This window comes from Rhizobium mesoamericanum STM3625, from assembly GCF_000312665.1.
Classification (GTDB): domain Bacteria; phylum Pseudomonadota; class Alphaproteobacteria; order Rhizobiales; family Rhizobiaceae; genus Rhizobium; species Rhizobium mesoamericanum.
This window is the reverse complement of the sequence record NZ_HF536772.1, coordinates 1,789,346-1,811,001: the sequence shown is the minus strand read 5'-3', so window position 1 is coordinate 1,811,001 and position 21,656 is coordinate 1,789,346. Positions and strand designations below refer to the sequence as shown.

23 protein-coding genes are annotated in these 21,656 nt (G+C 59.9%); 9 read left to right on the top strand and 14 right to left on the bottom strand.

Translation table 11 applies throughout. The features are described 5' to 3' along the window. Window positions 1-211: 211 nt before the first annotated feature. The gene (fdhA, locus tag BN77_RS08760; RefSeq protein ID WP_007530678.1) at window positions 212-1,402 is read left to right on the top strand and encodes a formaldehyde dehydrogenase, glutathione-independent; all 1,191 of its coding nucleotides are present in this window, start codon (window positions 212-214) and stop codon (window positions 1,400-1,402) included. 64 nt (window positions 1,403-1,466) lie between these two features. Here the strand turns inward: fdhA and BN77_RS08755 are convergent, their stop codons facing one another. The 6 genes from BN77_RS08755 to BN77_RS08730 all read right to left on the bottom strand — a co-directional run bounded on the left by BN77_RS08755 (window position 1,467) and on the right by BN77_RS08730 (window position 6,076). Beyond that, window positions 1,467-2,270, bottom strand: coding sequence for an endonuclease/exonuclease/phosphatase family protein (locus BN77_RS08755; RefSeq protein ID WP_007530674.1), 804 nt, complete (start codon window positions 2,268-2,270; stop codon window positions 1,467-1,469). 92 nt (window positions 2,271-2,362) lie between these two features. Then, on the bottom strand, window positions 2,363-2,803 hold the full coding sequence (gene rnhA / locus BN77_RS08750; RefSeq protein ID WP_007530672.1) for a ribonuclease HI: 441 nt from the start codon (window positions 2,801-2,803) through the stop codon (window positions 2,363-2,365). Next, complete coding sequence (locus tag BN77_RS08745; RefSeq protein WP_007530670.1) at window positions 2,800-3,765, bottom strand: homoserine kinase; 966 nt, start codon at window positions 3,763-3,765, stop codon at window positions 2,800-2,802. Before BN77_RS08745 ends, rnhA begins: the two co-directional genes overlap by 4 nt. A gap of 104 nt (window positions 3,766-3,869) precedes the next feature. Next, entirely contained in the window at window positions 3,870-4,871 is a 1,002-nt protein-coding gene (gene ispH / locus BN77_RS08740) for a 4-hydroxy-3-methylbut-2-enyl diphosphate reductase (RefSeq protein WP_007530668.1), read from the bottom strand. Between the two features lie 79 nt (window positions 4,872-4,950). Beyond that, complete coding sequence (locus BN77_RS08735; protein ID WP_040676931.1) at window positions 4,951-5,700, bottom strand: SURF1 family protein; 750 nt, start codon at window positions 5,698-5,700, stop codon at window positions 4,951-4,953. Then, entirely contained in the window at window positions 5,693-6,076 is a 384-nt protein-coding gene (locus BN77_RS08730) for a DUF983 domain-containing protein (RefSeq protein ID WP_007530663.1), read from the bottom strand. The genes BN77_RS08735 and BN77_RS08730 overlap by 8 nt, the downstream gene beginning before the upstream one ends. Before the next feature lie 131 nt (window positions 6,077-6,207). On the opposite strand from BN77_RS08730, the gene BN77_RS08725 reads away from it, so the two are divergent. After that, complete coding sequence (locus BN77_RS08725; RefSeq protein ID WP_007530660.1) at window positions 6,208-6,849, top strand: chloramphenicol phosphotransferase CPT family protein; 642 nt, start codon at window positions 6,208-6,210, stop codon at window positions 6,847-6,849. Between the two features lie 61 nt (window positions 6,850-6,910). Here BN77_RS08725 and BN77_RS08720 read toward each other — a convergent pair whose 3' ends face one another. The 6 genes from BN77_RS08720 to coxB all read right to left on the bottom strand — a co-directional run bounded on the left by BN77_RS08720 (window position 6,911) and on the right by coxB (window position 12,231). After that, complete coding sequence (locus BN77_RS08720; RefSeq protein WP_007530658.1) at window positions 6,911-7,789, bottom strand: cytochrome c oxidase subunit 3; 879 nt, start codon at window positions 7,787-7,789, stop codon at window positions 6,911-6,913. A 58-nt stretch (window positions 7,790-7,847) separates the two neighbouring features. After that, the gene (locus tag BN77_RS08715) at window positions 7,848-8,453 is read right to left on the bottom strand and encodes a cytochrome c oxidase assembly protein (protein WP_007530656.1); all 606 of its coding nucleotides are present in this window, start codon (window positions 8,451-8,453) and stop codon (window positions 7,848-7,850) included. Further along, window positions 8,450-8,590 (bottom strand): hypothetical protein, encoded by a 141-nt coding sequence (locus BN77_RS34080; protein WP_007530654.1) that lies wholly within the window; start codon window positions 8,588-8,590, stop codon window positions 8,450-8,452. Before BN77_RS34080 ends, BN77_RS08715 begins: the two co-directional genes overlap by 4 nt. Beyond that, window positions 8,590-9,546, bottom strand: a complete 957-nt coding sequence (locus tag BN77_RS08705) for a heme o synthase (protein WP_007530651.1) — start codon at window positions 9,544-9,546, stop codon at window positions 8,590-8,592. The genes BN77_RS34080 and BN77_RS08705 overlap by 1 nt, the downstream gene beginning before the upstream one ends. A 69-nt stretch (window positions 9,547-9,615) precedes the next feature. After that, window positions 9,616-11,319, bottom strand: a complete 1,704-nt coding sequence (gene ctaD / locus BN77_RS08700; RefSeq protein ID WP_007530650.1) for a cytochrome c oxidase subunit I — start codon at window positions 11,317-11,319, stop codon at window positions 9,616-9,618. Between the two features lie 18 nt (window positions 11,320-11,337). Further along, window positions 11,338-12,231 (bottom strand): cytochrome c oxidase subunit II, encoded by an 894-nt coding sequence (coxB, locus tag BN77_RS08695; RefSeq protein WP_007530648.1) that lies wholly within the window; start codon window positions 12,229-12,231, stop codon window positions 11,338-11,340. 337 nt (window positions 12,232-12,568) lie between these two features. Here coxB and BN77_RS08690 point away from each other — a divergent pair, with 337 nt between their 5' ends. From BN77_RS08690 to BN77_RS08680, 3 genes are all read left to right on the top strand, one after another. Further along, window positions 12,569-13,156, top strand: coding sequence for an invasion associated locus B family protein (locus BN77_RS08690; RefSeq protein ID WP_007530645.1), 588 nt, complete (start codon window positions 12,569-12,571; stop codon window positions 13,154-13,156). Between the two features lie 99 nt (window positions 13,157-13,255). Then, on the top strand, window positions 13,256-14,671 hold the full coding sequence (gene tldD / locus BN77_RS08685; RefSeq protein WP_007530644.1) for a metalloprotease TldD: 1,416 nt from the start codon (window positions 13,256-13,258) through the stop codon (window positions 14,669-14,671). Window positions 14,672-14,689: 18 nt separating this feature from the next. Further along, window positions 14,690-15,187, top strand: coding sequence for a GNAT family N-acetyltransferase (locus tag BN77_RS08680; protein ID WP_007530641.1), 498 nt, complete (start codon window positions 14,690-14,692; stop codon window positions 15,185-15,187). A gap of 339 nt (window positions 15,188-15,526) precedes the next feature. Here the strand turns inward: BN77_RS08680 and BN77_RS08675 are convergent, their stop codons facing one another. After that, complete coding sequence (locus BN77_RS08675) at window positions 15,527-16,813, bottom strand: D-alanyl-D-alanine carboxypeptidase family protein (RefSeq protein ID WP_007530638.1); 1,287 nt, start codon at window positions 16,811-16,813, stop codon at window positions 15,527-15,529. Window positions 16,814-17,038: 225 nt separating this feature from the next. On the opposite strand from BN77_RS08675, the gene BN77_RS08670 reads away from it, so the two are divergent. Then, a complete protein-coding gene (locus BN77_RS08670; protein WP_007530636.1) occupies window positions 17,039-18,091 on the top strand; it encodes a polysaccharide deacetylase family protein in 1,053 nt (350 codons plus the stop codon). Window positions 18,092-18,111: 20 nt separating this feature from the next. Here the strand turns inward: BN77_RS08670 and pdxH are convergent, their stop codons facing one another. Then, window positions 18,112-18,732 (bottom strand): pyridoxamine 5'-phosphate oxidase, encoded by a 621-nt coding sequence (gene pdxH / locus BN77_RS08665; RefSeq protein WP_007530633.1) that lies wholly within the window; start codon window positions 18,730-18,732, stop codon window positions 18,112-18,114. Between the two features lie 66 nt (window positions 18,733-18,798). Here pdxH and BN77_RS08660 point away from each other — a divergent pair, with 66 nt between their 5' ends. From BN77_RS08660 to fabI, 3 genes are all read left to right on the top strand, one after another. After that, window positions 18,799-19,257, top strand: coding sequence for an RT0821/Lpp0805 family surface protein (locus BN77_RS08660; protein WP_007530631.1), 459 nt, complete (start codon window positions 18,799-18,801; stop codon window positions 19,255-19,257). 234 nt (window positions 19,258-19,491) lie between these two features. Then, a complete protein-coding gene (locus BN77_RS08655) occupies window positions 19,492-20,661 on the top strand; it encodes a DnaJ C-terminal domain-containing protein (RefSeq protein WP_007530629.1) in 1,170 nt (389 codons plus the stop codon). 123 nt (window positions 20,662-20,784) lie between these two features. Further along, window positions 20,785-21,603, top strand: a complete 819-nt coding sequence (gene fabI / locus BN77_RS08650) for an enoyl-ACP reductase FabI (RefSeq protein ID WP_007530627.1) — start codon at window positions 20,785-20,787, stop codon at window positions 21,601-21,603. Window positions 21,604-21,656: the final 53 nt, after the last annotated feature.

Here is a 21,656-nt window from a genome sequence, read left to right as displayed (position 1 = left end):
GTCGCAGGAGCAAGTCACAAGGATGTCCGGCTCGCAGACATCCCCATCTGAATGGTCTTGCAATCGCTGGTGCGGGAGAGCGACCATTCGGCGTCGTAAACCGTCGTAAACGGAACGGCGCGTCCTACATTCTCGTCTAATCTGTCGGTATCCAGTGCGCGGGAAAGAGGAGCCCAGCACGAGGCAGCATTTTCAACGGAGGAGATGGAAAATGAGCAAGAACCGAGGCGTCGTCTACATGCGGCCCGGCAAGGTCGAAATCCACGACATCGACGATCCGAAGCTCGTGGCCCCCGATGGCCGCAAAATCGAGCACGGCGTCATCCTGAAAGTGATCTCCACTAACATCTGCGGATCGGACCAGCATATGGTTCGCGGCCGCACCACCGCCATGCCCGGCCTCGTTCTCGGCCACGAAATCACCGGCGAGATAATCGAGAAGGGTGCCGACGTCGAGATGCTCGAGGTTGGCGACCTCGTTTCCGTGCCGTTCAACGTTGCCTGCGGCCGCTGCCGCTGCTGCAAATCGCAGGACACGGGCGTGTGCCTAACCGTCAACCCGTCGCGCGCCGGCGGCGCTTATGGCTATGTCGACATGGGCGGCTGGATCGGCGGGCAGGCCCGCTATGTCATGGTGCCCTATGCAGACTTCAACTTGTTGAAATTTCCGGATCGCGACAATGCAATGGCAAAGATTCGCGATCTGACGATGTTGTCCGATATCCTGCCGACGGGCTTTCACGGCGCGGTGCGCGCCGGCGTCGGTGTCGGGTCAACCGTCTATGTGGCGGGCGCCGGGCCGGTCGGGCTTGCGGCTGCTGCATCCGCCCGCATCCTCGGCGCTGCCGTGGTGATGATCGGCGACTTCAACAAGGACCGCCTTGCCCATGCCGCCAAGGTCGGGTTCGAGCCAATCGACCTGTCGAAGAGTGACCGGCTCGGCGATATGATTGCGCAGGTGACCGGCAGCAACGAAGTGGACAGCGCCATCGACGCCGTCGGCTTCGAGGCCCGCGGTCATAGCGGCGGCGAGCAGCCGGCGATCGTTCTGAACCAGATGATGGAGATCACCCGCGCGGCAGGCTCGATCGGCATTCCCGGTCTGTATGTGACCGAGGACCCCGGCGCTGTGGACAATGCCGCCAAGCACGGCAACCTGTCGCTCCGCTTCGGCCTCGGCTGGGCCAAGGCCCAATCCTTCCATACTGGTCAGACGCCGGTGCTGAAATACAACCGCCAGCTCATGCAGGCGATCCTGCACGACCGGCTGCCGATCGCCGATATCGTCAACGCGAAGGTCATCCCGCTTGAAGATGCGGTGCAGGGCTACGAGAGCTTCGACCACGGCGCTGCGATGAAGTTCGTGCTTGACCCGCATGGCGAAGTTGCCAAGGCGGCATGATCAAGAAGCCTCCCGAGGCTCGGCGCAGCGGGTGCATCCGCATCCGTTGCGTCACTCCTTACTCTTACGCGATCTCCAGCACGAGAGCCCGATGGTCTGAAATCTCGGGCTGCTCGACGACGTCGAACGCCGCGACGTCCACGTTTGCTGTGACCAGCATGTAGTCGGCATAACGGCCTTCCTTGGTGTAGTGCGAGGTTCGCGTATCTTCGTAGCCACGAGACGTTACAAGGTCGGTTAGGCCCAGTTCGGCAAGCGCTCCGAACATGACGCTGTCGGGGAGCACGTTGAAGTCGCCGCAGACCACAAGCGGCTCGCCTTTGCGCCATATGCGACGGATGAGAGCGACCAAGGCATCCGCCTGTCCGCGACGCGCTGGCGTGTCTTGCTTCCCGGCGAGGTCGCGCAGACCATGCAGCTGAGCGACGGTGATCGGGCGATCGGCGCGATAGTCAAACAGGCGAAGGCACTGCGCGTTGCGCGCGCGCGGGTGTGGGCCATAGCCCTTGCTTGAGAAGTCGCCATGCACGAAATCCATCGCCTGGCCGATGATCGGGCAAGACTGGTGGACGAAGGTTGCGAGACCGAATTCCGACATGACAGAAGTCTCGCCTGCGAACAATTCGCCCCGCGCGGTCGGCGCGAAGAAAGCGTCGTGGGTGGGAAGGACCGCCTTGATCTCGGCAAACAGATTGGCGTGCTGCGGCAGGATGTGACTGCCGTCACGATAGACCAGCCAGTCACTGGAAACGGTTACCGAGCGCGTGATCTCCTGCAAGCAGAGAACATCGGCGTCGATCTCGGCGAGGTAGGGAATGAGCGGCGCGTGCAGCTTTCCGCCCCATGCATTCAGCGAGACAATCCGCATCACATCCACTTCCAGTCTTGGCCAAACGTTTCCTTGCAGATTCAGGGAAACGCTCGATGTCCTTGTTTCTGCGACGTTCTGGTCGACAAGTTCTAGCGCTTCTTGAACGGCTCCATGCCCTTGCGGGCAAGTTCGTCGGCGCGCTCGTTTTCAGGATGGCCGGCGTGGCCTTTGACCCAGTGCAGCGTGACCCTGTGCTTGCTTCGGGCTTCCTCAAGCGCCTGCCAGAGCTCCGCGTTCTTCACAGGCTTCTTGTCAGCGGTCTTCCAGCCGTTCTTTTTCCAACCGAAAATCCACTTGGAGATGCCGTCCTTGACGTAGACGCTATCCGTGTAGAGGTCGACTTCGCAGGGTGTCTTCAGCGCCGACAAGGCGGAGATCGCCGCCAGCAGCTCCATGCGGTTGTTGGTGGTTTCGGGCTCGCCGCCGAAGAGCTCCTTTTCCACCTCGCCGTAGCGCAGCACCGCGCCCCAGCCGCCGGGGCCGGGATTGCCCGAGCAGGCGCCGTCCGTGAAGATATCGACGTGCTTCATACGGCAAGCCCATATTCGGCGGCAGAGGCGATCTGCCGGTGGAAGCGCAGCTTGCGCAGATATTCGAGCGGGTCCTTCTTGGTGACCAGCGCACCCTCCGGCGTCGTCAGCCAATCGAAAAGGCGCGTCAGGAAGAAGCGCAACGCCGAACCCCGCGAGAGGATCGGCAGCGCTGTCAGCTCGGCATCGCTGAGAGGCCGGACGCTCTGATAGCCCTCCAACATCGCCATGCCCTTGGTGATGTTGTAGGCGCCATCCTTCTCGAAGCACCAGGCGTTCAGGATGATCGAGACGTCATAGGCAAGCAGGTCGTTGCAGGCGAAATAGAAATCTATCAGGCCGGACAGTTCGTCACCGAGGAAAAAGACATTGTCCGGGAACAGATCGGCGTGGATGACGCCAACAGGCAGGTCCTTCGGCCAATGGGTGGCGAGGAAATCGAGCTCCGCGCTGATCTCGTTCTGCAGCCCCTTCTCCACCTCGTCGGCGCGAGCCTCGGACTTCTCCCAAAGCACCTTCCAGCCGTCGACGGACAGCGCATTGGGACGCTTCAGCGCGAAGTCTTCGCCAGCGACATGCATCTTTGCAAGCGCCTTGCCGACCTCGCGGCAATGCTTGGCTTCGGGCTTGCGCAGCCACATGCCTTCCAGGAACGATATCAGCGCCGCCGGGCGATCGGAGAGCGTACCGAGCAAGGCTCCGTCCTTCCGCGGTAGCGGCAGCGGGCAGGACACGCCGCCGGCGGCCAGATGCTGCATGAGCCCCAGAAAGAATGGAAGATCGTTCTTCTCGACCCGCTTTTCGTAAAGGGTGAGGATCAGCGGGTCCTTCGTGGTGTGCAGCAGGAAATTCGAGTTCTCGACACCTTCCGCAATGCCCTTGTAAGACAGCAAAGTCCCGGCATCGTACTCCGTCAGGAACCACTTCAAATCGTCTTCGGAAATATCGGTGTAGACTGCCAATTTACGTCCCGCGAAAATGTTTGATCAATTGAAGACTGCTCCTACCCGCGCGCCAGGCGCCGCAATCGTCCCGCCGACGGTTGCTCCCCGGAGCGGAATTGCGGTTACCCGTTTACGAATGCCATGTCTGCCGTCGTCAGCTCTATGTTGCGCAGTTCCCGGTTAACGAGGAAATGCTCGTTTTCCTGAACCGTCTCGGCGAGCTCGACCTTGGCGTCGAAACGAGCGCGGAAGGCCTCGATGATTTCGTTGACGATCACCTCCGGCGCCGATGCACCTGCGGAAAGTCCAAGTGTGGCGATCGGACCGATCTCATCCCAATCAAGCTCTGAGGCGCGTTGCACGAGGAGCGACCTCTTGGCCCCTGCCCGCAGCGCCACCTCGACCAGTCGCTTGGAATTCGACGAATTCGGCGCTCCGACGATGATGAAGAGATCACAACCGGGGGCTGCCTGCTTGACGACTTCCTGGCGGTTGGTGGTGGCATAACAGATCGAGTCGGCCGCCGGTGCCGTCAGATTGGGGAAGCGCTCCTGCAGGCGCGCGATGACGCCGGCCGTGTCATCCACCGACAGCGTCGTCTGCGTCACGTAGCCGAGATTATCGGGATCGGCGGGCTGATAGGTCTCGGCGTCCTCAACCGTCTCGATGAGGGAGACGGAGCCTTCCGGCAACTGGCCCATCGTGCCGATGACTTCAGGGTGACCGGCATGGCCGATCAGCACGACATGACGGCCGAGCCGGTTGTGGCGCATCGCCTGCTTATGGACTTTCGACACCAGCGGACACGTGGCGTCGAGATAGAAGAGATTGCGCGCGCTCGCATCTTCAGGCACGGATTTCGGAACGCCGTGGGCGGAGAAGACGACCGGCTGGGCACGATGCTCTGCCGGGATCTCGTCGAGCTCCTCGACAAAGACCGCGCCCTTGGCTTCGAGGCCTTCGACGACATAGCGATTGTGGACGATTTCATGGCGGACATAGACTGGCGCACCGTAGGACTTCAGCGCCAGCACGACGATCTGGATAGCGCGGTCGACGCCGGCGCAAAAGCCGCGCGGTCCGCAGAGCCTGATCGTCAAGGGTGGTGTCGCCGCAATATTCATGTCTGTTCCGGTTCGTAGAGATAGCGCTGTCCAGAGGCTAAAAGCCTCTAGCCCAATATAGGCAAGAATTGAAGCGATACTATTGCGCCCGGCCCCACTTACGGAAACGGGCGACCAAGACGATGATGACGAGTGCTGCTGCAAGCCCATACCATGTGAAGGCATATTGCAGATGATTGTTGGGCAGATCGACATTGGTAACACCGCCGATTGGAAGCCCCTTCGGATTGGGGGTATCGTCTGCATCCACGAAGAAGGGAACGAGCTGAGCCTTGTCGAGTCCTGCACTGGAGGCCATCACATTGAGGTCCTTCCAGTAGAAGATGTTCTTCGCGACATCATTGTCGGGCACGACCCAGGATGGCTTGTCTTCCAGTTTCGCCCGGGCAAGACCCGTGACCGTCTGCTGATCGGTCAGCTGGCCCTGCATGCGCATTTCCGGTTCCTTGTTCTCGTAGGGAACGAAACCTCTGTTGACGAAGAGATAGCGGCCGTCGACAAGCTGCAGCGGGGTATAGACATAGAAACCTGTCTGGCCGTGCCAGGTCGCGAAGAAGTGCCGTTCCTTGCTGTTGATGTATTCTCCGCTGACCGTGATGTGGCGATAATCGATATCCTCGCCCTTCGCAGCCATCCCTTCGATATCGTCGAGCGATGCCGGCCGCGCCTGCCGGCGATCGGCGATGTCGGCGAGCAGCTTTTCTTTCCAGTGCAGCCGCTCGACCTGCCAGGTCCCGAGCGAGAGAAGAATCGCCAATGCAATCAGCACCGCCGTACCGGTGAGAATCGATCGCTTCCGGCGAGAGGCCAAAACATGAACTTCAGTCACGCGAGATGCGCCCCTCTCTGGCGTTATGGCGATACTGCATTGCTATCAGGATCCCTTTGCACCAGCGTAGGGCAAACAGGGAGAGAATGATGGTCAGAGGGCCGAACAGTAGAATGTGCAGCCAGATCGGCGGCGCGTAGTTAACTTCCAGCCACAGCACCGAGCCGATGATGATGAAGCCGACAATCAGAATAACGAAAACCGCGGGACCATCGCCGGCATCGGCAAAGGCGTAGTCGAGACCGCAGGCCGAGCAACGCGGCCTCAGCGCCAACAGCCCGTTGAAGAGCTTTCCCTGGCCGCAGCGCGGGCAGCATCCCTTGAGGCCTGTCTTCACCGGATCGACCGGTGGAAAATGCGCGCTGTCCTCGTTCATACCATCCTTCCAATTGCCTATGGCCAACCTGAGCCTCCGCCTTAACTCACCCATAAAGTATTCGCAGAGGGAAAGGAAATACCTGCGCTCTTTCGCCTCAGCGATTCGCGCCAAACAGAAGAAGAAGACGGATGACATATGACAGCTCGGCCGGACAGATCGTCATTCTGAACGGCGCCCCGCGCAGTGGAAAATCCTCGATCGCCAACGCGATCCAGGAACACTTCGATGGCCCCTGGATGAACCTCGGCGTCGACACCTACAACGACATGACACCGGAGCGATACCTGCCGGGCATCGGACTGCGCCCGGGCGGGGAACGGCCCGATCTCGAGGAGATGATACCATTTTTCTACGCCGCGCTATACGAGTCGATCGCCATTCATGCCGGGCTCGGCCTCAATGTGGTGGCCGATTTCGGCCATCACGACAGCTACTCTCAGCCGCTCGGCATTCTCGCTGATTGCGCCCGTCGGCTCGAAGGCTTGCCGGTGCTTTTTGTCGGGGTCAGATGTCCTATCAGGGTAATCATGAAGCGGCGAAACATCCCTGTGCCCGGAGGGCATACGCTTTTAGTGAAGGCAAGCGAAAACGACACGGTCCCCCATCCAGTGCAGCTCTGGCAGGAGCAGGTCCATATCCCAGGAATCTACGACCTTGAAGTGGACACCTCGGTGCTGACGCCGTTGGAATGCGCCGAAGCAATCCGGCACCGCCTCGATCTCGGTGTTCCCGAACCATCAGCATTCGAGCGCATCGCCGCAATGCGGTGATCGATAAAACAAAAAAGGGCGGATGCCGTGGCGCCCGCCCTTTCCAACCCATAATCTCGGCTCAGCCTGCAGCCAGCGGAGCGCCCCAGCCGCCCCAGACATAGATGCAGAAGAACAGGAAGAGCCAGACGACGTCGACGAAGTGCCAATACCAGGCCGCTGCCTCGAAGCCGAAATGCTGCTTCGGCGTGAAGTCGCCGCGGATCGCGCGAAGCAGGCAGACCAAAAGGAAGATCGTGCCGATCAGAACATGGAAACCGTGGAAGCCGGTCGCCATGAAGAAGGTCGCGCCGTAGATCGAATTCTTGAACGCGAACGGAGCATGTGCGTATTCGAAGGCCTGCACGCTGGAGAACAGGATGCCGAGCAGAACGGTCAGCGTCAGCCCCTGAATCAGGCCCCTGCGATCGTTGTGCAGCAGCGCGTGGTGCGCCCAGGTGACGGTCGTGCCCGACAACAGCAGGATGACTGTGTTGTAGATCGGCAGGTGCCAGGGGTCGAGGACTTCGATGCCCTTCGGCGGCCACTGACCACCAGTGAAGGCAAGGCGGGAGGCCTGAATCGCTTCGTTCGGGAAAAGGCTGGCGTCGAAGTAAGCCCAGAACCAGGCGACGAAGAACATCACTTCCGAGGCGATGAACATGATCATGCCGTAGCGCAGATGCAGCGAGACGACGCGCGTGTGGGCGCCCTCGTGGGCCTCCTTCACGGTGTCCGACCACCAGCCGAACATGACGTAGAGAATGATCGCAAGGCCGATGAAGAACAGCCACGGATGGGCCCACTCGACGCCGAAGAGGTGCAGCGAGCCGCCATTGAGATAGCGCATGAAGCCGACGCCGCCGAATGTGATGACGAACGCGCCGATCGAAGCCAGCAGCGGCCACGGGCTTGGGTCGATAATGTGGTAGTCGTGATGTTTCTGATGAGCATCAGCCATGTAAGCTATCCCCGGATCTCTTCCTCTCCGCTCCGGCATAGCCGGAAACGGACCTCAATCAAAGTTTCTTTTCAAGCTTCACCGTTCCACCCTCATTCGAAGCGAGCGGCTTCGGGCCCTCTTTGGGATAGAACGTATAGGACAAGGTTACGGTATGGATATCCTTCGATTCCACAGCCTTGGTAATATCAGGGTCAATGTAGAACACGACCGGCATTTCGAGCTTTTCGCCCGGCTTCAATACGGTCTCGTTGAAACAGAAGCACTGCACCTTGTTGAAATAGGCGCCCGCCTCGCCGGGGGTCACGTTGAACACCGCCTGACCGCGCTGCGGCTCGCTCGACTTGTTCACGGCCGTGAAATTCACCTGAATGGTTTCGCCGATGCGCGGATTGACCTCGCGGTCGACCGGCTTGAATTCCCAGTCGAGACCCGGCGCAACGTTGGCGTCGAAAGTGACGCGCATCTTGCGGTCGAGGATCACCGTCGAAGCCTGTTCGACGCGCTGCGTCGTGCCATTATAGCCGGTGAGCTGGCAGAACATCCGGTAAAGGGGAACAGCCGCATAGCTGGCAGCGCCCATTCCGAAGACGAAGGCGAGGCACATGACTACGACGGCGCCGTTGTTACGCGGCTTTCGCGGCGTGCTCTGCGTCTCGCTCATCCCATGTGTCCCGACGTAAACTTCACGATCGTGATCGTGTAGAACAGCACGACCAGTCCGGCCAGAACCAGACCGAGAGCGACATTGCGATTGCGGCGCGACTTACGCTGCGCTTCCGTAAGCTTGACGACTTCCATCAGAAAATGCCTCCCGCGTGTGAAACGAGCACAGCCACAAGCCGGTCGAACATTAGGGCGGAGAAGATCGCGAAGAGATACAGGATCGAGAAGCCAAAGAGCTTCTTCGCCGGGATCATCTTCTCATCGCCGTCCGGCATCCGCCAGACGGCGATGGAACAGTAGATAAAGATTGCGCCGAGCGCTGCGGCAACCAGGCCGTAGCCGAGGCTCGCAAAACCGAGCGTCGTCGGCAAAACGCCGCACACTGCCGTGAACACTGCGTAGGCAACGATCTGGTGCTTGGTGGCGCGCTCGCCCGATACGTTGGGCAACATCGGGACACCGACTGCTTCATAGTCTTGCATCTTGAACAAAGCCAACGCCCAGAAGTGCGCTGGCGTCCACAGGAAGATGATCATGAACAGCACGAGGCTCTCGATGGTGACGGTCCCGGTCACGCAGGCCCAGCCGATCATTGGCGGAAAGGCACCAGCTGCACCGCCGATGACGATGTTCTGCGGCGTCGAACGCTTCAGCCACATCGTGTAGATCACGGCGTAGAAGAAAATGGTGAAGGCAAGAATCGAGGCTGCGAGCCAATTGACGGCGAGCCCGAGGATTATCACCGAAAAGCAGGATAGCACCAGGCCGAATGCCAGAGCCTCGCGCGGAGCGATCCGGCCAGCCGGGATCGGCCGCTTGGCGGTGCGGGTCATGATCGCATCGATATCGGCGTCGTACCACATATTCAGTGCGCCGGAAGCGCCCGCACCGATTGCGATGCAAAGGATGGCGATAAGACCGAGAACCGGGTTGATGTGCCCCGGAGCCAGAACGAGACCAGCAAACGCCGTGAAGACCACGAGCGACATGACGCGCGGCTTCAAAAGCTCGAAATAATCGCGCGCACTCGCTTCCGACAGGCGGAATTCGCCGTCGTGCGCCAGAGCTTTGCGATTGCCGATCACTGTCATTCTCTTTTCCTGCAAACTTGTAAGGCGACCGCCGCACTGTAACACGCGGCGGTCGCAATTTCTCGCATCTTACTTGATGCGCGGGAGCTGTTCCCACTGGTGATACGGCGGCGGCGAAGACAGCTGCCATTCGAGCGTCGTTGCGCCCTCGCCCCACGGATTGTCACCGGCAACGCGCTTCTTGGCGAAGGCTTCAAAGACGCCGACCAGGAAGATCAGTACGCCAACGGCCGAGATGTAGGAGCCGACCGAGGAAACGTAGTTCCAGCCGGCAAATGCATCCGGGTAGTCGATGTAGCGACGCGGCATGCCTGCGAGGCCAAGGAAGTGCTGCGGGAAGAACACCAGGTTGACGCCGATGAACATGACCCAGAAGTGCAGCGTGCCGATGAACTCATTGTACATGTAGCCGGTCATCTTCGGGAACCAATAGTACCAGGCAGCGAAGATGGCGAAGACGGCGCCGAGCGACAGAACGTAGTGGAAGTGGGCCACGACGTAGTAGGTGTCATGCAGCGAGCGGTCCAAACCGGCATTGGCAAGCTGAACACCCGTGACGCCGCCGACGGTGAATAGGAATATGAAGCCTACTGCCCAGACCATCGGCGTGCGGAAGGTGATCGAGCCGCCCCACATCGTCGCGATCCAGGAGAAGATCTTCACGCCCGTCGGAACAGCGATAACCATCGTTGCGAACACGAAGTAGCGCTGGGCATCGAGAGACAAGCCGACCGTGTACATGTGGTGGGCCCAGACAACGAAGCCGACGGCGCCGATTGCGACCATGGCATAGGCCATGCCGAGATAGCCGAAGATCGGCTTTCTCGAGAAGGTCGAGATAATGTGGCTGATGATGCCGAAGCCGGGGAGGATCAGAATATACACTTCCGGGTGACCGAAGAACCAGAAGAGGTGCTGGTAGAGGATCGGGTCGCCGCCCCCTTCCGGCACGAAGAAGGACGTGCCGAAGTTGCGGTCGGTCAGCATCATGGTGATGGCGCCGGCAAGAACCGGGAGCGACAGCAGCAGCAGGAAGGCGGTAATGAGAACCGACCAGGCAAAGAGCGGCATCTTGTGCAGCGTCATGCCAGGAGCGCGCATGTTCAGGATCGTGGTGATGAAGTTGATCGCACCGAGAATCGAGGACGCACCGGCAATGTGGAGCGCAAAGATCGCAAGGTCGACAGCAGGCCCCGGCGTACCCGAGCTCGACAGCGGCGGATACATCGTCCAGCCGCCGCCTGCGCCGTAGGCGCCGGCTGGACCTTCAACGAACATCGACAGGATGAGCAGGAGGAAAGCCGGAACGATCAGCCAGAACGAGATGTTGTTCAGACGCGGGAACGCCATGTCAGGCGCACCGATCATGATCGGCACCATCCAGTTGGCAAAGCCGCCGATCATCGCCGGCATGACCATGAAGAAGATCATGATCAGCGCATGCGCCGTTGTGAACATATTGAACATCTGCTTGGCGCCGTCGATGGCGGCATCACCTTCGTAGCCATAAACCATCGATGCCAGACCGTGGAAGATCTGGATGCCCGGCTCTTGCAACTCCATGCGCATGGCAACGGAGAGCGCTCCGCCGATGATGCCGGCGATGATCGCGAAAATCAGGTAAAGCGTACCGATGTCCTTGTGGTTCGTCGAAAAGAACCAGCGATTGACGAAGCTCGGCTTATGCGAGTGATCGTGGTGGTCGTCATGGGCGTGCGCGCCATGAGAATGATCATGCGTGTGATGATCGTCGTGTGCGGAAGGTCCAGCCATGTCCCGTTCCCTCTTCCCTTACTTAGCGACGTTTTCAGCAACATCGACGGTCTTTGCGGGACCATCTGTTGCGGCCATGAGTGTCTTGTACGCGCCCGGCAGGTCGGTAGCAGCACCGGCGAGCCACTGCTTGTACTTGTCCTCGGAAACGACATGGATGGCGATCGGCATAAACGCGTGGTCCTTGCCGCAGAGCTCGGAGCACTGGCCATAGAACAGGCCTTCGCGCTCAGCGCGGAACCAGGTTTCGTTCAGGCGGCCCGGGACGGCATCGATCTTGACGCCGAAGGACGGCATTGCAAACGCATGGATGACGTCGGACGGGGCAGCGGTCACGAGAACGCGAACGGTCTTGTTGACAGGCAGGACCAGTTCATTGTCCACAGCCAGAAGGCGCGGATACCTCGACTTATCTTCCTTGCCGGCTGCGGCGCGGTCCTGATCCTTCAGGAGATAGGAATCAAAAGCGATCGGGGTTTCGCCCGAGCCTTCATATTCGTAGTTCCACTGCCACTGGGTCGCCGTTGCCTTGATCGTGACATCCGGATTTTCCGGCAGGGTCAGCTGGGCGGTCAAGAGATTGAACGAAGGCACAGCAAGGAAAAGGAGCACAAGGACCGGTCCCACGGTCCAGGCAACTTCGATCAACGTGTTGTGGCTCGTCTTGGACGGCACCGGGTTTGCGCCGGCACGGAACTTGAGACAGACAACGATAAGAAGGACCAGAACGAAGAGCGTGATCGGAACGATAAACCACAGGGTATATTGTTCAAACCAATGTATGTCCCGCATGATCGGCGTGGCTGCCGGCTGCAACGTCGCCTGCCACGGCATCGGTTGGTCGGCATAACTGCCGGAAGCAAAAAGCAGACAGACCAGCGCGGTCAGAGCTGCATAAGCCTTCTTAATCACCTTAAAATCTCCCTCGAGCGCTGATCTGCGCAAAATTGCAGCACAGAATCCTTGCCATCTCAGCGCTTCAAACCACAGTTTGTCATTGATCGCAACAGCCCAAAGCGTTTGTTCGTGCGGCATTTTCGCTTTCAAATGGGTTGAGCCAAGCATAACGAAACATTCCCTCTTTTCGTTATAATCGGTAAAATATCGCTTGTGGTCGTGCCGTGGCGCCAACATTCTCGGATAAACGTCCCATTTCCGCCGTAGTCCCCGGCTTTTCAGCGCGTGGGGCTTTTCATTTTTGATGGCGCGCCCCAACTTAGCGGCACTGATTCGAATTGCAGAGGTTTTCATGGGTTTCCGTTCCCTCGCACGGCCGTTCCTGCTGACAGCGTGCATTGCGGCCGCAGCGACTGCTCCCGCTTTCGCCCAGCAGCAGCCCGCGCCGGCACAGCCCGCGCCCCAAGCTCCGGCCACGCAAGCCGCGCCCGGCCAGACGCAGCCGCAGGCACCTGGCACCGTAAAGTCGAACCACGGCGCCTGGTCGGTCGTATGCGACAAGCCTGCCGGCGCCTCGACGGAGCAGTGTGCGTTGATGCAGAACGTCATCGCCGAGGATCGGCCTGAGGTCGGCCTCTCCGTTGTCGTGCTGAAGACTGCGGACCGTAAGTCGAAGATCCTGCGTGTTCTCGCCCCGCTCGGTGTTCTCCTGCCGAACGGCCTTGGCCTCAATGTCGATGGCAAGGACATCGGCCGGGCTTATTTTGTCCGCTGCTTCGCCGATGGATGCTATGCAGAGGTTGTTCTCGAGGACGAACTGCTGAAGACCTTCCGCAGTGGCGCCAGTGCGACCTTCATCGTCTTCCAGACGCCGGAGGAGGGGATCGGCATCCCCGTCGATCTCAAGGGCTTTGCCGAAGGCTACGACGCCCTCCCCTGACCGTCCTGTTTTTCGGGGCTTGTTTTTCAGGGCTTGCTCGAACCGTCCACCGGACCTACATCGGCTGAGAGCATTCCTGCTTCAGCGGAGCATAAAGACATGAATACCGATCTCCTCACGCTCTTCGATGCCGACGAAGCCAAGATGCGCTCGCTCGTTGCCGAGGCACTTTCGGGCGCTGATGACGGGGAGCTCTACATCGAACATGCCCAGGCGGAATCGCTGATGTTCGACAATGGGCGCCTTAAGGGCGGCAGCTTCAACACCGAGCAGGGCTTTGGCCTGCGCGCGGTTGCCGGCGAAGCCGTCGGGTACGCGCACGCGGGCGACCTCTCCGTGGCCGCCTTGAAGCGTGCGGCCGATGCGGTTGGCGCCGTCACCCGCGGTTATGCCGGCAGTTACGCCGCGGCTCCCCAGCGGACCAACAAGAAGCTCTATTCCGACGAAAACCCGATCGGCACGCCGACCTTCGAGGAGAAGGTCAAGGTGCTGCAGGACATCGACGCCTATCTACGCGGCAAGGACCCCAAGGTGCGTCAGGTGACCGCATCGATCGCCGCTAGCTGGCAGGTTGTCGACATTCTGCGCGCTGACGGTCACCGCGTTCGCGATATCCGCCCGATGACCCGCATCAACATCTCGGTCATCGCCGGCGAAGGCGATCGTCAGGAGAGCGGCTCCTACGGCAGCGGCGGCCGCATCGGCTTCGGCGATTTCATCGCCGAAGGAAACTGGCAATACGGCGCCGACGAAGCTTTGCGGCAGGCGCTGGTGAACCTGGAGGCGATCGAGGCGCCGGCCGGTACCATGGACGTCGTGCTCGGCTCCGGCTGGCCGGGGGTCATGCTGCACGAAGCTGTCGGCCATGGGCTCGAAGGCGATTTCAACCGAAAGAAGACCTCGGCCTTTGCAGGCCTTCTCGGCCAGATGGTCGCGGCCCCCGGCGTAACTGTTGTCGACGACGGCACGATCGACAACCGTCGCGGCTCGATCACCATCGATGACGAGGGCACGCCTTCCGGCTACAACGTTCTGATCGAAAAAGGCAAACTCGTCGGCTACATGCAGGACCGGCAGAATGCCCGCCTGATGGGGATGACGCCAACCGGAAACGGTCGTCGACAGGGCTATGCACACGTTCCGATGCCTCGCATGACCAATACCTACATGCTGGGCGACGATAAGACGCCGGAGGAAATCATCGCCTCCGTAAAGAAAGGCATTTATGCCGTGTCGTTCGGCGGCGGCCAGGTGGATATTACCTCGGGCAAGTTCGTCTTCGGCTGCACTGAGGCTTACCTTATAGACGACGGCAAAATCGGCGCGCCAATCAAGGGCGCCATGCTGATCGGCAACGGGCCCGATGCCATGAAGCGCGTTTCGATGGTCGGTAATGACATGAAACTTGACACCGGCATCGGCAATTGCGGCAAGGCGGGGCAATGGGTTCCTGTCGGGGTCGGCCAGCCGCACCTCAGAATGGACCAAGTCACCGTGGGCGGCACGAAGGCTTAGTGGAGAACGGGAAGCGGCATGAGCGAAATTGAAATCAGACCTTTCGTTGCTTCCGATGTCGATGGTGTTTTCTCGGTGATCCTGCCAATCCAGCGCGAGGAATTCGGGATAGAGATCACTGCCGACGATCAGCCAGATCTCTCCTCCATCTCTGACTTCTATCAGTCAGGGAAGGGTCAGTTCTGGGTCGCCGTGCGCAACGGTCAGATTGTCGGCACGATTGGGCTGAAGGACATCGGCAACGAACAGACAGCACTGCGCAAGATGTTTGTCGCGGCTGACCTACGCGGTCGCGAACACGGCCTTGCGGCACGGCTTCTGGCGGAACTGCTGGCACATGCGGAGGCCGAGGGAATCAAGGAAATCTTCCTTGGAACCACGGACAAATTCCTTTCTGCACATCGGTTCTACGAAAAGAACGCATTCGCCGAAGTTTCGAGAGGCGAGCTGCCGCGGTCGTTTCCGCTGATGGCCGTGGACAGCAAATTCTATCGACGCAGCATCATTGCCGCCTAACGTCCAGGCCTGCTCTGTTGAAAAGCCAATCGCGCCCGATCGCCGCCGAAAGATCCAGCTCGTTCCTGTGGGCAAAAAGAAGTCCGCTCCCTCTTCAGCGAGATCGCGCGCCAGTTCCTCATCCGATCATCCCTTCCGGCCACCTCTGCCGCTAGTACGGTTCCAAGCCTGGGTGAGTCAGCCGATTTCCTCCTGAAGCCCGGTCCACGTCGCGCTCTATGCCGTTGGCATCGGCATAGATCCGCGGCGTGCTTTCGAACTTTTCAGAGAGATCATCAGCATGGCCTTCTCCTTTGTTCACAAAGGAAAAACCCTGATTTGCCGGAAAGTTGAGATAGATCAGCCGTGATTGGGCAGCAGCACGCAGTCGTAGGAGCGCTGTCTCAGTGCATCGCAGGCAGATGCAGCCGCCTCTCGGCTCTGGAAGCCGATGAAGCGAGCGCGATAGACCTTGTTCGCGCCATTGCCGACAGCCTCGGTATAGGGGGACGCCGCTTTCAGAGCCGCACCGCCCTCGGCCTTGGCCTGGGCAAGAAGGGCGCGGGCGGCATCGTCGCTCGATGCCGCCGAGATCTGAATCTGCCAGTCACCGGACGCCACCGGCGCGCCAGAGGATTTAGCGGCAGGCTTGCCGACACTGGCAATGCCCGCAAGAGCAGACGGACGCTCCATCGGCACTGTCGTTTCGTTCAGATAGCCCAGCGCCTTTGGCGACAGCTCATTGATGCGGGGTGCGGTTTCCTGGACCGGCATGTCGCTGTCATCCTCTGCGGAAGCGACTTCCACCGACTGTCGAGCGCTCGTGCTTGCGACCAGCCGTGCTCCGCCGGACGAGGACGCACGGCCGAGATACTTGTCGAGCAAACCGGCCATCTTGTCGTCGCGGCTGCGCGCGGTGCGGCCGCCGAGCACGACACCAACGACGCGGCGGTCGCCATCCTTGACTGCGCTAACAAGATTGAACCCCGAGGCATTCGTATAGCCGGTCTTGATGCCGTCCATGCCCTGATAGCGATACATCAAGTTGTTGTGGCCGCGGATAGTGCGCCCACGGAAAGTGAAGCTCGCGGTCGAGAACAATCGGTACTCGCTCGGGTAATTCCGCATAAGGGCCACCGCGAGGGTGGACATGTCACGCGCCGTCGTGACCTGCCGACCATCCGGGAGGCCGGACGCATTGTAGAAAGTCGTGCGGCTCATGCCGAGCTGCCGCGCCTTCTGCGTCATCATGCTGGCAAAGTTGCTTTCCGATCCACCGAGCTTCTCGGCCATGGCGACCGCAGCATCGTTGGCCGACTTGGTGATCATGCCGAGGATCGCGTCGCGAACCGTGATGGAATCGCCGGCGCGAACGCCGAGTTTCGTCGGCGGACGCGAAGCGGCATACTTCGACATGACGAGCGGCGTATTCCAGCTGATCTTGTCCCGGTTGATCGCCTCGAAGGCCATGTAGATGGTCATCATCTTTGTCAGCGACGCGGGATGGTTCAGGACATCGGCATTCTCGGCGGTGAGCACCTTGCCGGTCCGCACATCCAGGATGAGGGAGGCACTGCCCGCCATCGCCGCCAACGGCGCCGCAACAACAAGCGTCGCAGTCATAATTGCGGCCAACAGCGTCTTCATGCAATTCCCCTCGATGAACGAATGGCCGGCGCCATTCGGATTTGTCCCGTTCCGCTACAGAAGCCGCCAAAGTGGCGCTACTTTGCGGCGACTGGTATGATTTTTGACAAGTTTTATCCTTCATAGTGAAAATCGCGTAAAGAGGACACTCAAAAATCCTCATTCAGCAAGACTTAACCCCGGGCTTGCTAGTTTCGCCGCTCCGGAAACCAGCGGGCGAATGAGATGACGGCGAGCATCAAAAGGCTTGCGAAGCGGATTGCGATTGCAGGCGGTCTTGAGACTGCCAATCTCCTGCGCGCAACCGGTGCAATGCGTGGCGCTCGGGGACTTGGCGCGATCCTCACGCTCCACCACGTCCGTCCGCACGAACAGGCAGCGTTCGAACCGAATGCGCATCTGGAAATCACGCCGGAATTTCTCGATCTCGTTCTCGATCGCTTGAAGAGCGACGGCTATCGTTTCGTGGCGCTTGAAGAGGTTCCGGCACTGCTATCGCAAACCGGGTCCGATCAGCCCTTCGCCGCCTTCACGCTCGATGACGGCTACCGCAACAATCTCGTCTACGCCCTGCCCATCTTCGAAAAGCACAACGCGCCCTTTACCGTCTTCGTCGCCAAGGGTCTTGCCGAACGCACGCATACCATCTGGTGGGAGACGCTTGCAGCGCTTCTACGCAAGGAGGAGAAGATCGGCTTCGATTTCGGCAGCGGCCACGAGATGCTCGACGTTACGACGATCGATGCAAAGGAGCGCGTTTTCGCACGCATCGCCAGCCATCTTCATCGACATGACGAACGCGCCGCCGCAGCAGCCATCGACATGATGGCGCGTCAGCACGAAATCGACCCGGACGAAATCGTCGACGATCTGGTGATGACACCAGCGGAACTCAATCTCCTCGAGGCTAGCCCGCTGGCCACGCTCGGTGCGCATACAGTCAGCCACAGGGCCATGTCACGTCTCTCCGACCGGGAGGTTCACGACGAGATGACGGCGTCCCGCGACTACGTTGCTGCGGTCACCGGCGAGCGACCTGGCTCCTTCGCTTACCCCTATGGCACGCGCGAGGCGGTAACGCACAGGCAGGCAGAAATCGCACGCGAGGTCGGTTTCGCAATCGCCGTGACCACACAGCCCGGCGTCGTCACGCAGCGCTCGCTCGGTAGCATTACCTATTTGCCGAGGCTGTCGATCAACGGTCTCTATCAAAACGTGCGGTACGTGTCCGGCCTCGCCTCGGGTATTCCGTTCCGATTCACGCCAAACAGACCCTGAGTACGGCTGCTCATGCCCAATCAGGGATACATGCGAACCTTCGTCCAATCGCCTTCTGGCGATGCCCGGCGAAACTCAATGCGGTCATGCAGGCGGAACTTCTGGTCCTTCCAGAATTCGATTGAAAGTGGCCGGATCCGGAAGCCGGACCAATGCGCCGGACGCGGGATCTCCCCGATTGCGTAACGGGCGGTATATTCGGCCACAGCCTTTTCAAGCGCGAATCGGCTTTCTAGCGGGCGTGACTGTTTCGATGCCCAGGCACCGATCCGGCTGCCGCGCGCTCGTGTCTTGAAATAAGCGTCGGCTTCTTCGTCCGTCACGATCTCCACAGGCCCACGCAGGCGAACCTGCCGCCGCAGCGTTTTCCAGTGGAAACACATGGCGGCTTTCTTCTGCCCGAGGAGTTCCTGGCCTTTCTGACTCTCGAAATTCGTGTAGAACACAAAGCCGTCTTGATCGAATCCCTTAAGGAGAACCATGCGGACATTGGGAAGGCCGTCCTCATCGACCGTCGCAAGCGCTACCGCATTCGGGTCATTGATCTCGGAATCTTCCGCTTCTTTCAACCACTCGGCAAAAAGATCGAACGGTTCGTTTCGCTCGGTGAAGTCACCGCTTGTTAACTCATTTGCCGACATATTAGCTCAAATGCCCCGGGTTTATTCGAAATTTGCCCAGCCGTTGGCTACTGGACAGGACGCAGGGTGGAAGTCATAGCAAAGTCAGATCGTCATACAAAGGGTCCGCTGCGTCGCAGTGCGGCCTTCTGCATTGTCGGCACGGCGGTGCTCTCGCTCTCCGGCTGCATTTCCAGCGGTTTGGACCTCTTCAGCAGCTCCAAGGTCGATCGCTCGGTTGCGACCGGCACGGTGCCGCAGCCCGCGCCGACGAGCGACTCGATTTCCGACGAAATGACCGTCGGCAACGCAGTAACCTCCGCGGACATCCAACGGCTGGAGGGCCGCCCCCTTCCCTGGGCTAACGCATCAACCGGCAGTGCCGGCATCATCGATACGATCGTCGAGAATACGGATTCCGGCCAGGTCTGCCGCCAGTTCCGCACGACGCGGCATTCCTATGTCGGCATCGCAAAATTCTACGGCAAGACCTGTCTCGTCGGCGGTGGCAACTGGCAACTCATGAGTTTCCAGCCGGAAAGCTGAGTGCCACACGGTGCACGCTTAAGGCGCGCTCCGCTCGCCTTTGATGTTTAGCAAAAGGCTAACCATTCGGCGCAAAAGCGAGACGTCTCCCACGTGGAATAAGAACTGATTAGCAACTTCTCCCCACAATCCGCCCTCAAGTGCGCTCGGTTTCTTCCGGGTGCCAAATGAGAGGCTTCGGGGTGCTAGGGCAGAGGACAGGCACACCGCATCGGAACTCCGGCGGTTTGGAACATGCGCGATCCTTATAAGATTTTGGGCGTCAAGCGGGATGCGGGCCAGGACGAGATCAAAGCAGCCTGGCGCAACATGGCCAAGGCGGTTCACCCTGATCATAACCAGGGCGACCCGACGGCGAGCGCACGCTTTGCCGAGATCGGACGCGCCTATGAAACGTTGAAGGATCCGAAGAAACGGAGCCTCTTCGACAATGCAGCCCGCATGGCCGAAGCCAAGGCCAACGAAGGCACGATCCTGCAGCAGCGCCAGGCAGCGCGCGAGGCGGCCGCGCGTGCCAAGGCAGCACAGGCCAATGCCGAGCGCGTGATGGAAGAGCTGGCGCGCGCCGCCACGCAAAAAGCTGCGGCCGATGCCGCCAAGCAGCAAAAGACCGGTGCGGCCGAACCGCCGGAAGAAATGATCGAACGCATATTCGGCACGCAGGCGCGCACTGCGGCCGGTGGCGGACGCGCCCAGGGCTTTACCGCCGCTGCGAAGCGGCCGGAAGCGGAGGCCGGAACCGCGGACAAACAGCCAGATGCCGCCAAGGCGGAGGCCGAACAACAGCAGGCCGCCGAGGAGGCCGCCGTTCAGGCTTCTGCGATCATGCAGCCACTTAGCTTGCTAACCTCGCTCGTTCGCCGTTTTACCGGCGGCAGCAGCGCTGCCGCGCCTGAAAAAGCGCCGGATCAATTCGTGACAAAAACAGTCACCGTCGACGAGGTCATCAAGGGCAGCTGGGTCACAGTCGACCTCGGCGAAGGTCGCGACGCCGGATTCGCGCTGGTTGCCGGTACGACGGAAGGCCATCAGCTACGTCTCAAGGGCCAGGGACACAAACTCAACGGTATGCAGCGCGGCGACGCCGTCATCAACATCCACATTGCTTCCGATGAACGGTTTACGGTCAACGGTTTCGATCTCCATGTGGTCTTGCCGGTGACGATTGAAAATGCCGTACTGGGAAGCGAGGCGCGCATCGACGGCCCCAATGGTCCCCTCACCGTGACGGTTCCGGCCTGGTCTGGCTCCGACAAGACAATCCGCGTTCCCGGTGAGGGCCTAGCAAACGTTGAGGGCGGCAAGGGCGATCTCGTTGTCGAGCTGCGCATTATGTTGTGGGAAAAACCCGACGACAAAGTCACTGATCTGATGCGAAGCATGAAGAACGGGCTGTTTTTGTGAAATTTTGGTGGCATACGCACCCTTTGTTACGATCCCTAACAGTTGATGATTGCTGCCAATCTTGAACCGATTAGCAGCCTATGCCATAGGCAGGACCGATCAGAATTCTTTAGGGGGCGAAATATGGCTCAGGCAACAGGCCTCATGTCAGGCAAGCGCGGCGTCATCATGGGCGTTGCCAACAATCGTTCGATTGCATGGGGTATTGCCAAGGCTATTCATGCACAGGGCGGCGAAATCGCATTTACCTACCAAGGCGATGCGCTGAAAAAGCGCGTGGAGCCCCTGGTTGCAGAAGTAAACGGCGTTCTTGCCGGACATTGCGACGTCAGCGACGAGTCGACCATCGATGCCGTTTTCGAGCACGTCGAAAAGCTGTGGGGCAAGATCGACTTCATCGTTCACGCGATCGGTTTCTCGGACAAAGACGAGCTGACTGGCCGTTATGTTGATACGTCGGCCGACAACTTCGCCAAGACGATGCAGATCTCCGTCTATTCCTTCACCTCGGTTGCACGTCGCGCCGAGAAGCTAATGACAGAGGGCGGCTCGATGCTGACGCTTACATATTATGGCGCCGAAAAGGTCATGCCAAACTACAATGTCATGGGCGTTGCCAAGGCCGCACTCGAAGCCAGCGTCAAATACCTGGCTGTCGACCTCGGGCCGAAGAACATTCGTGTCAACGCCGTGTCTGCCGGCCCGATCAAGACGCTTGCAGCGTCTGGCATCGGTGATTTCCGCTACATTCTGAAATGGAACGAATACAATGCGCCGCTGCGTCGGACGGTGACGATCGAAGAGGTCGGCGACGTCGGCCTGTACCTGCTCTCGGACCTCTCGCGTTCGGTTACGGGCGAAGTCCACCACGCTGATAGCGGTTACCACGTCATCGGTATGAAGGCGGTAGACGCGCCCGACATTTCCGTCATAAAGGACTGATCGCACTCCTTTGCTGCGTCGTGCTCGCGACCCTTTCCTCGCGACAGCGACTA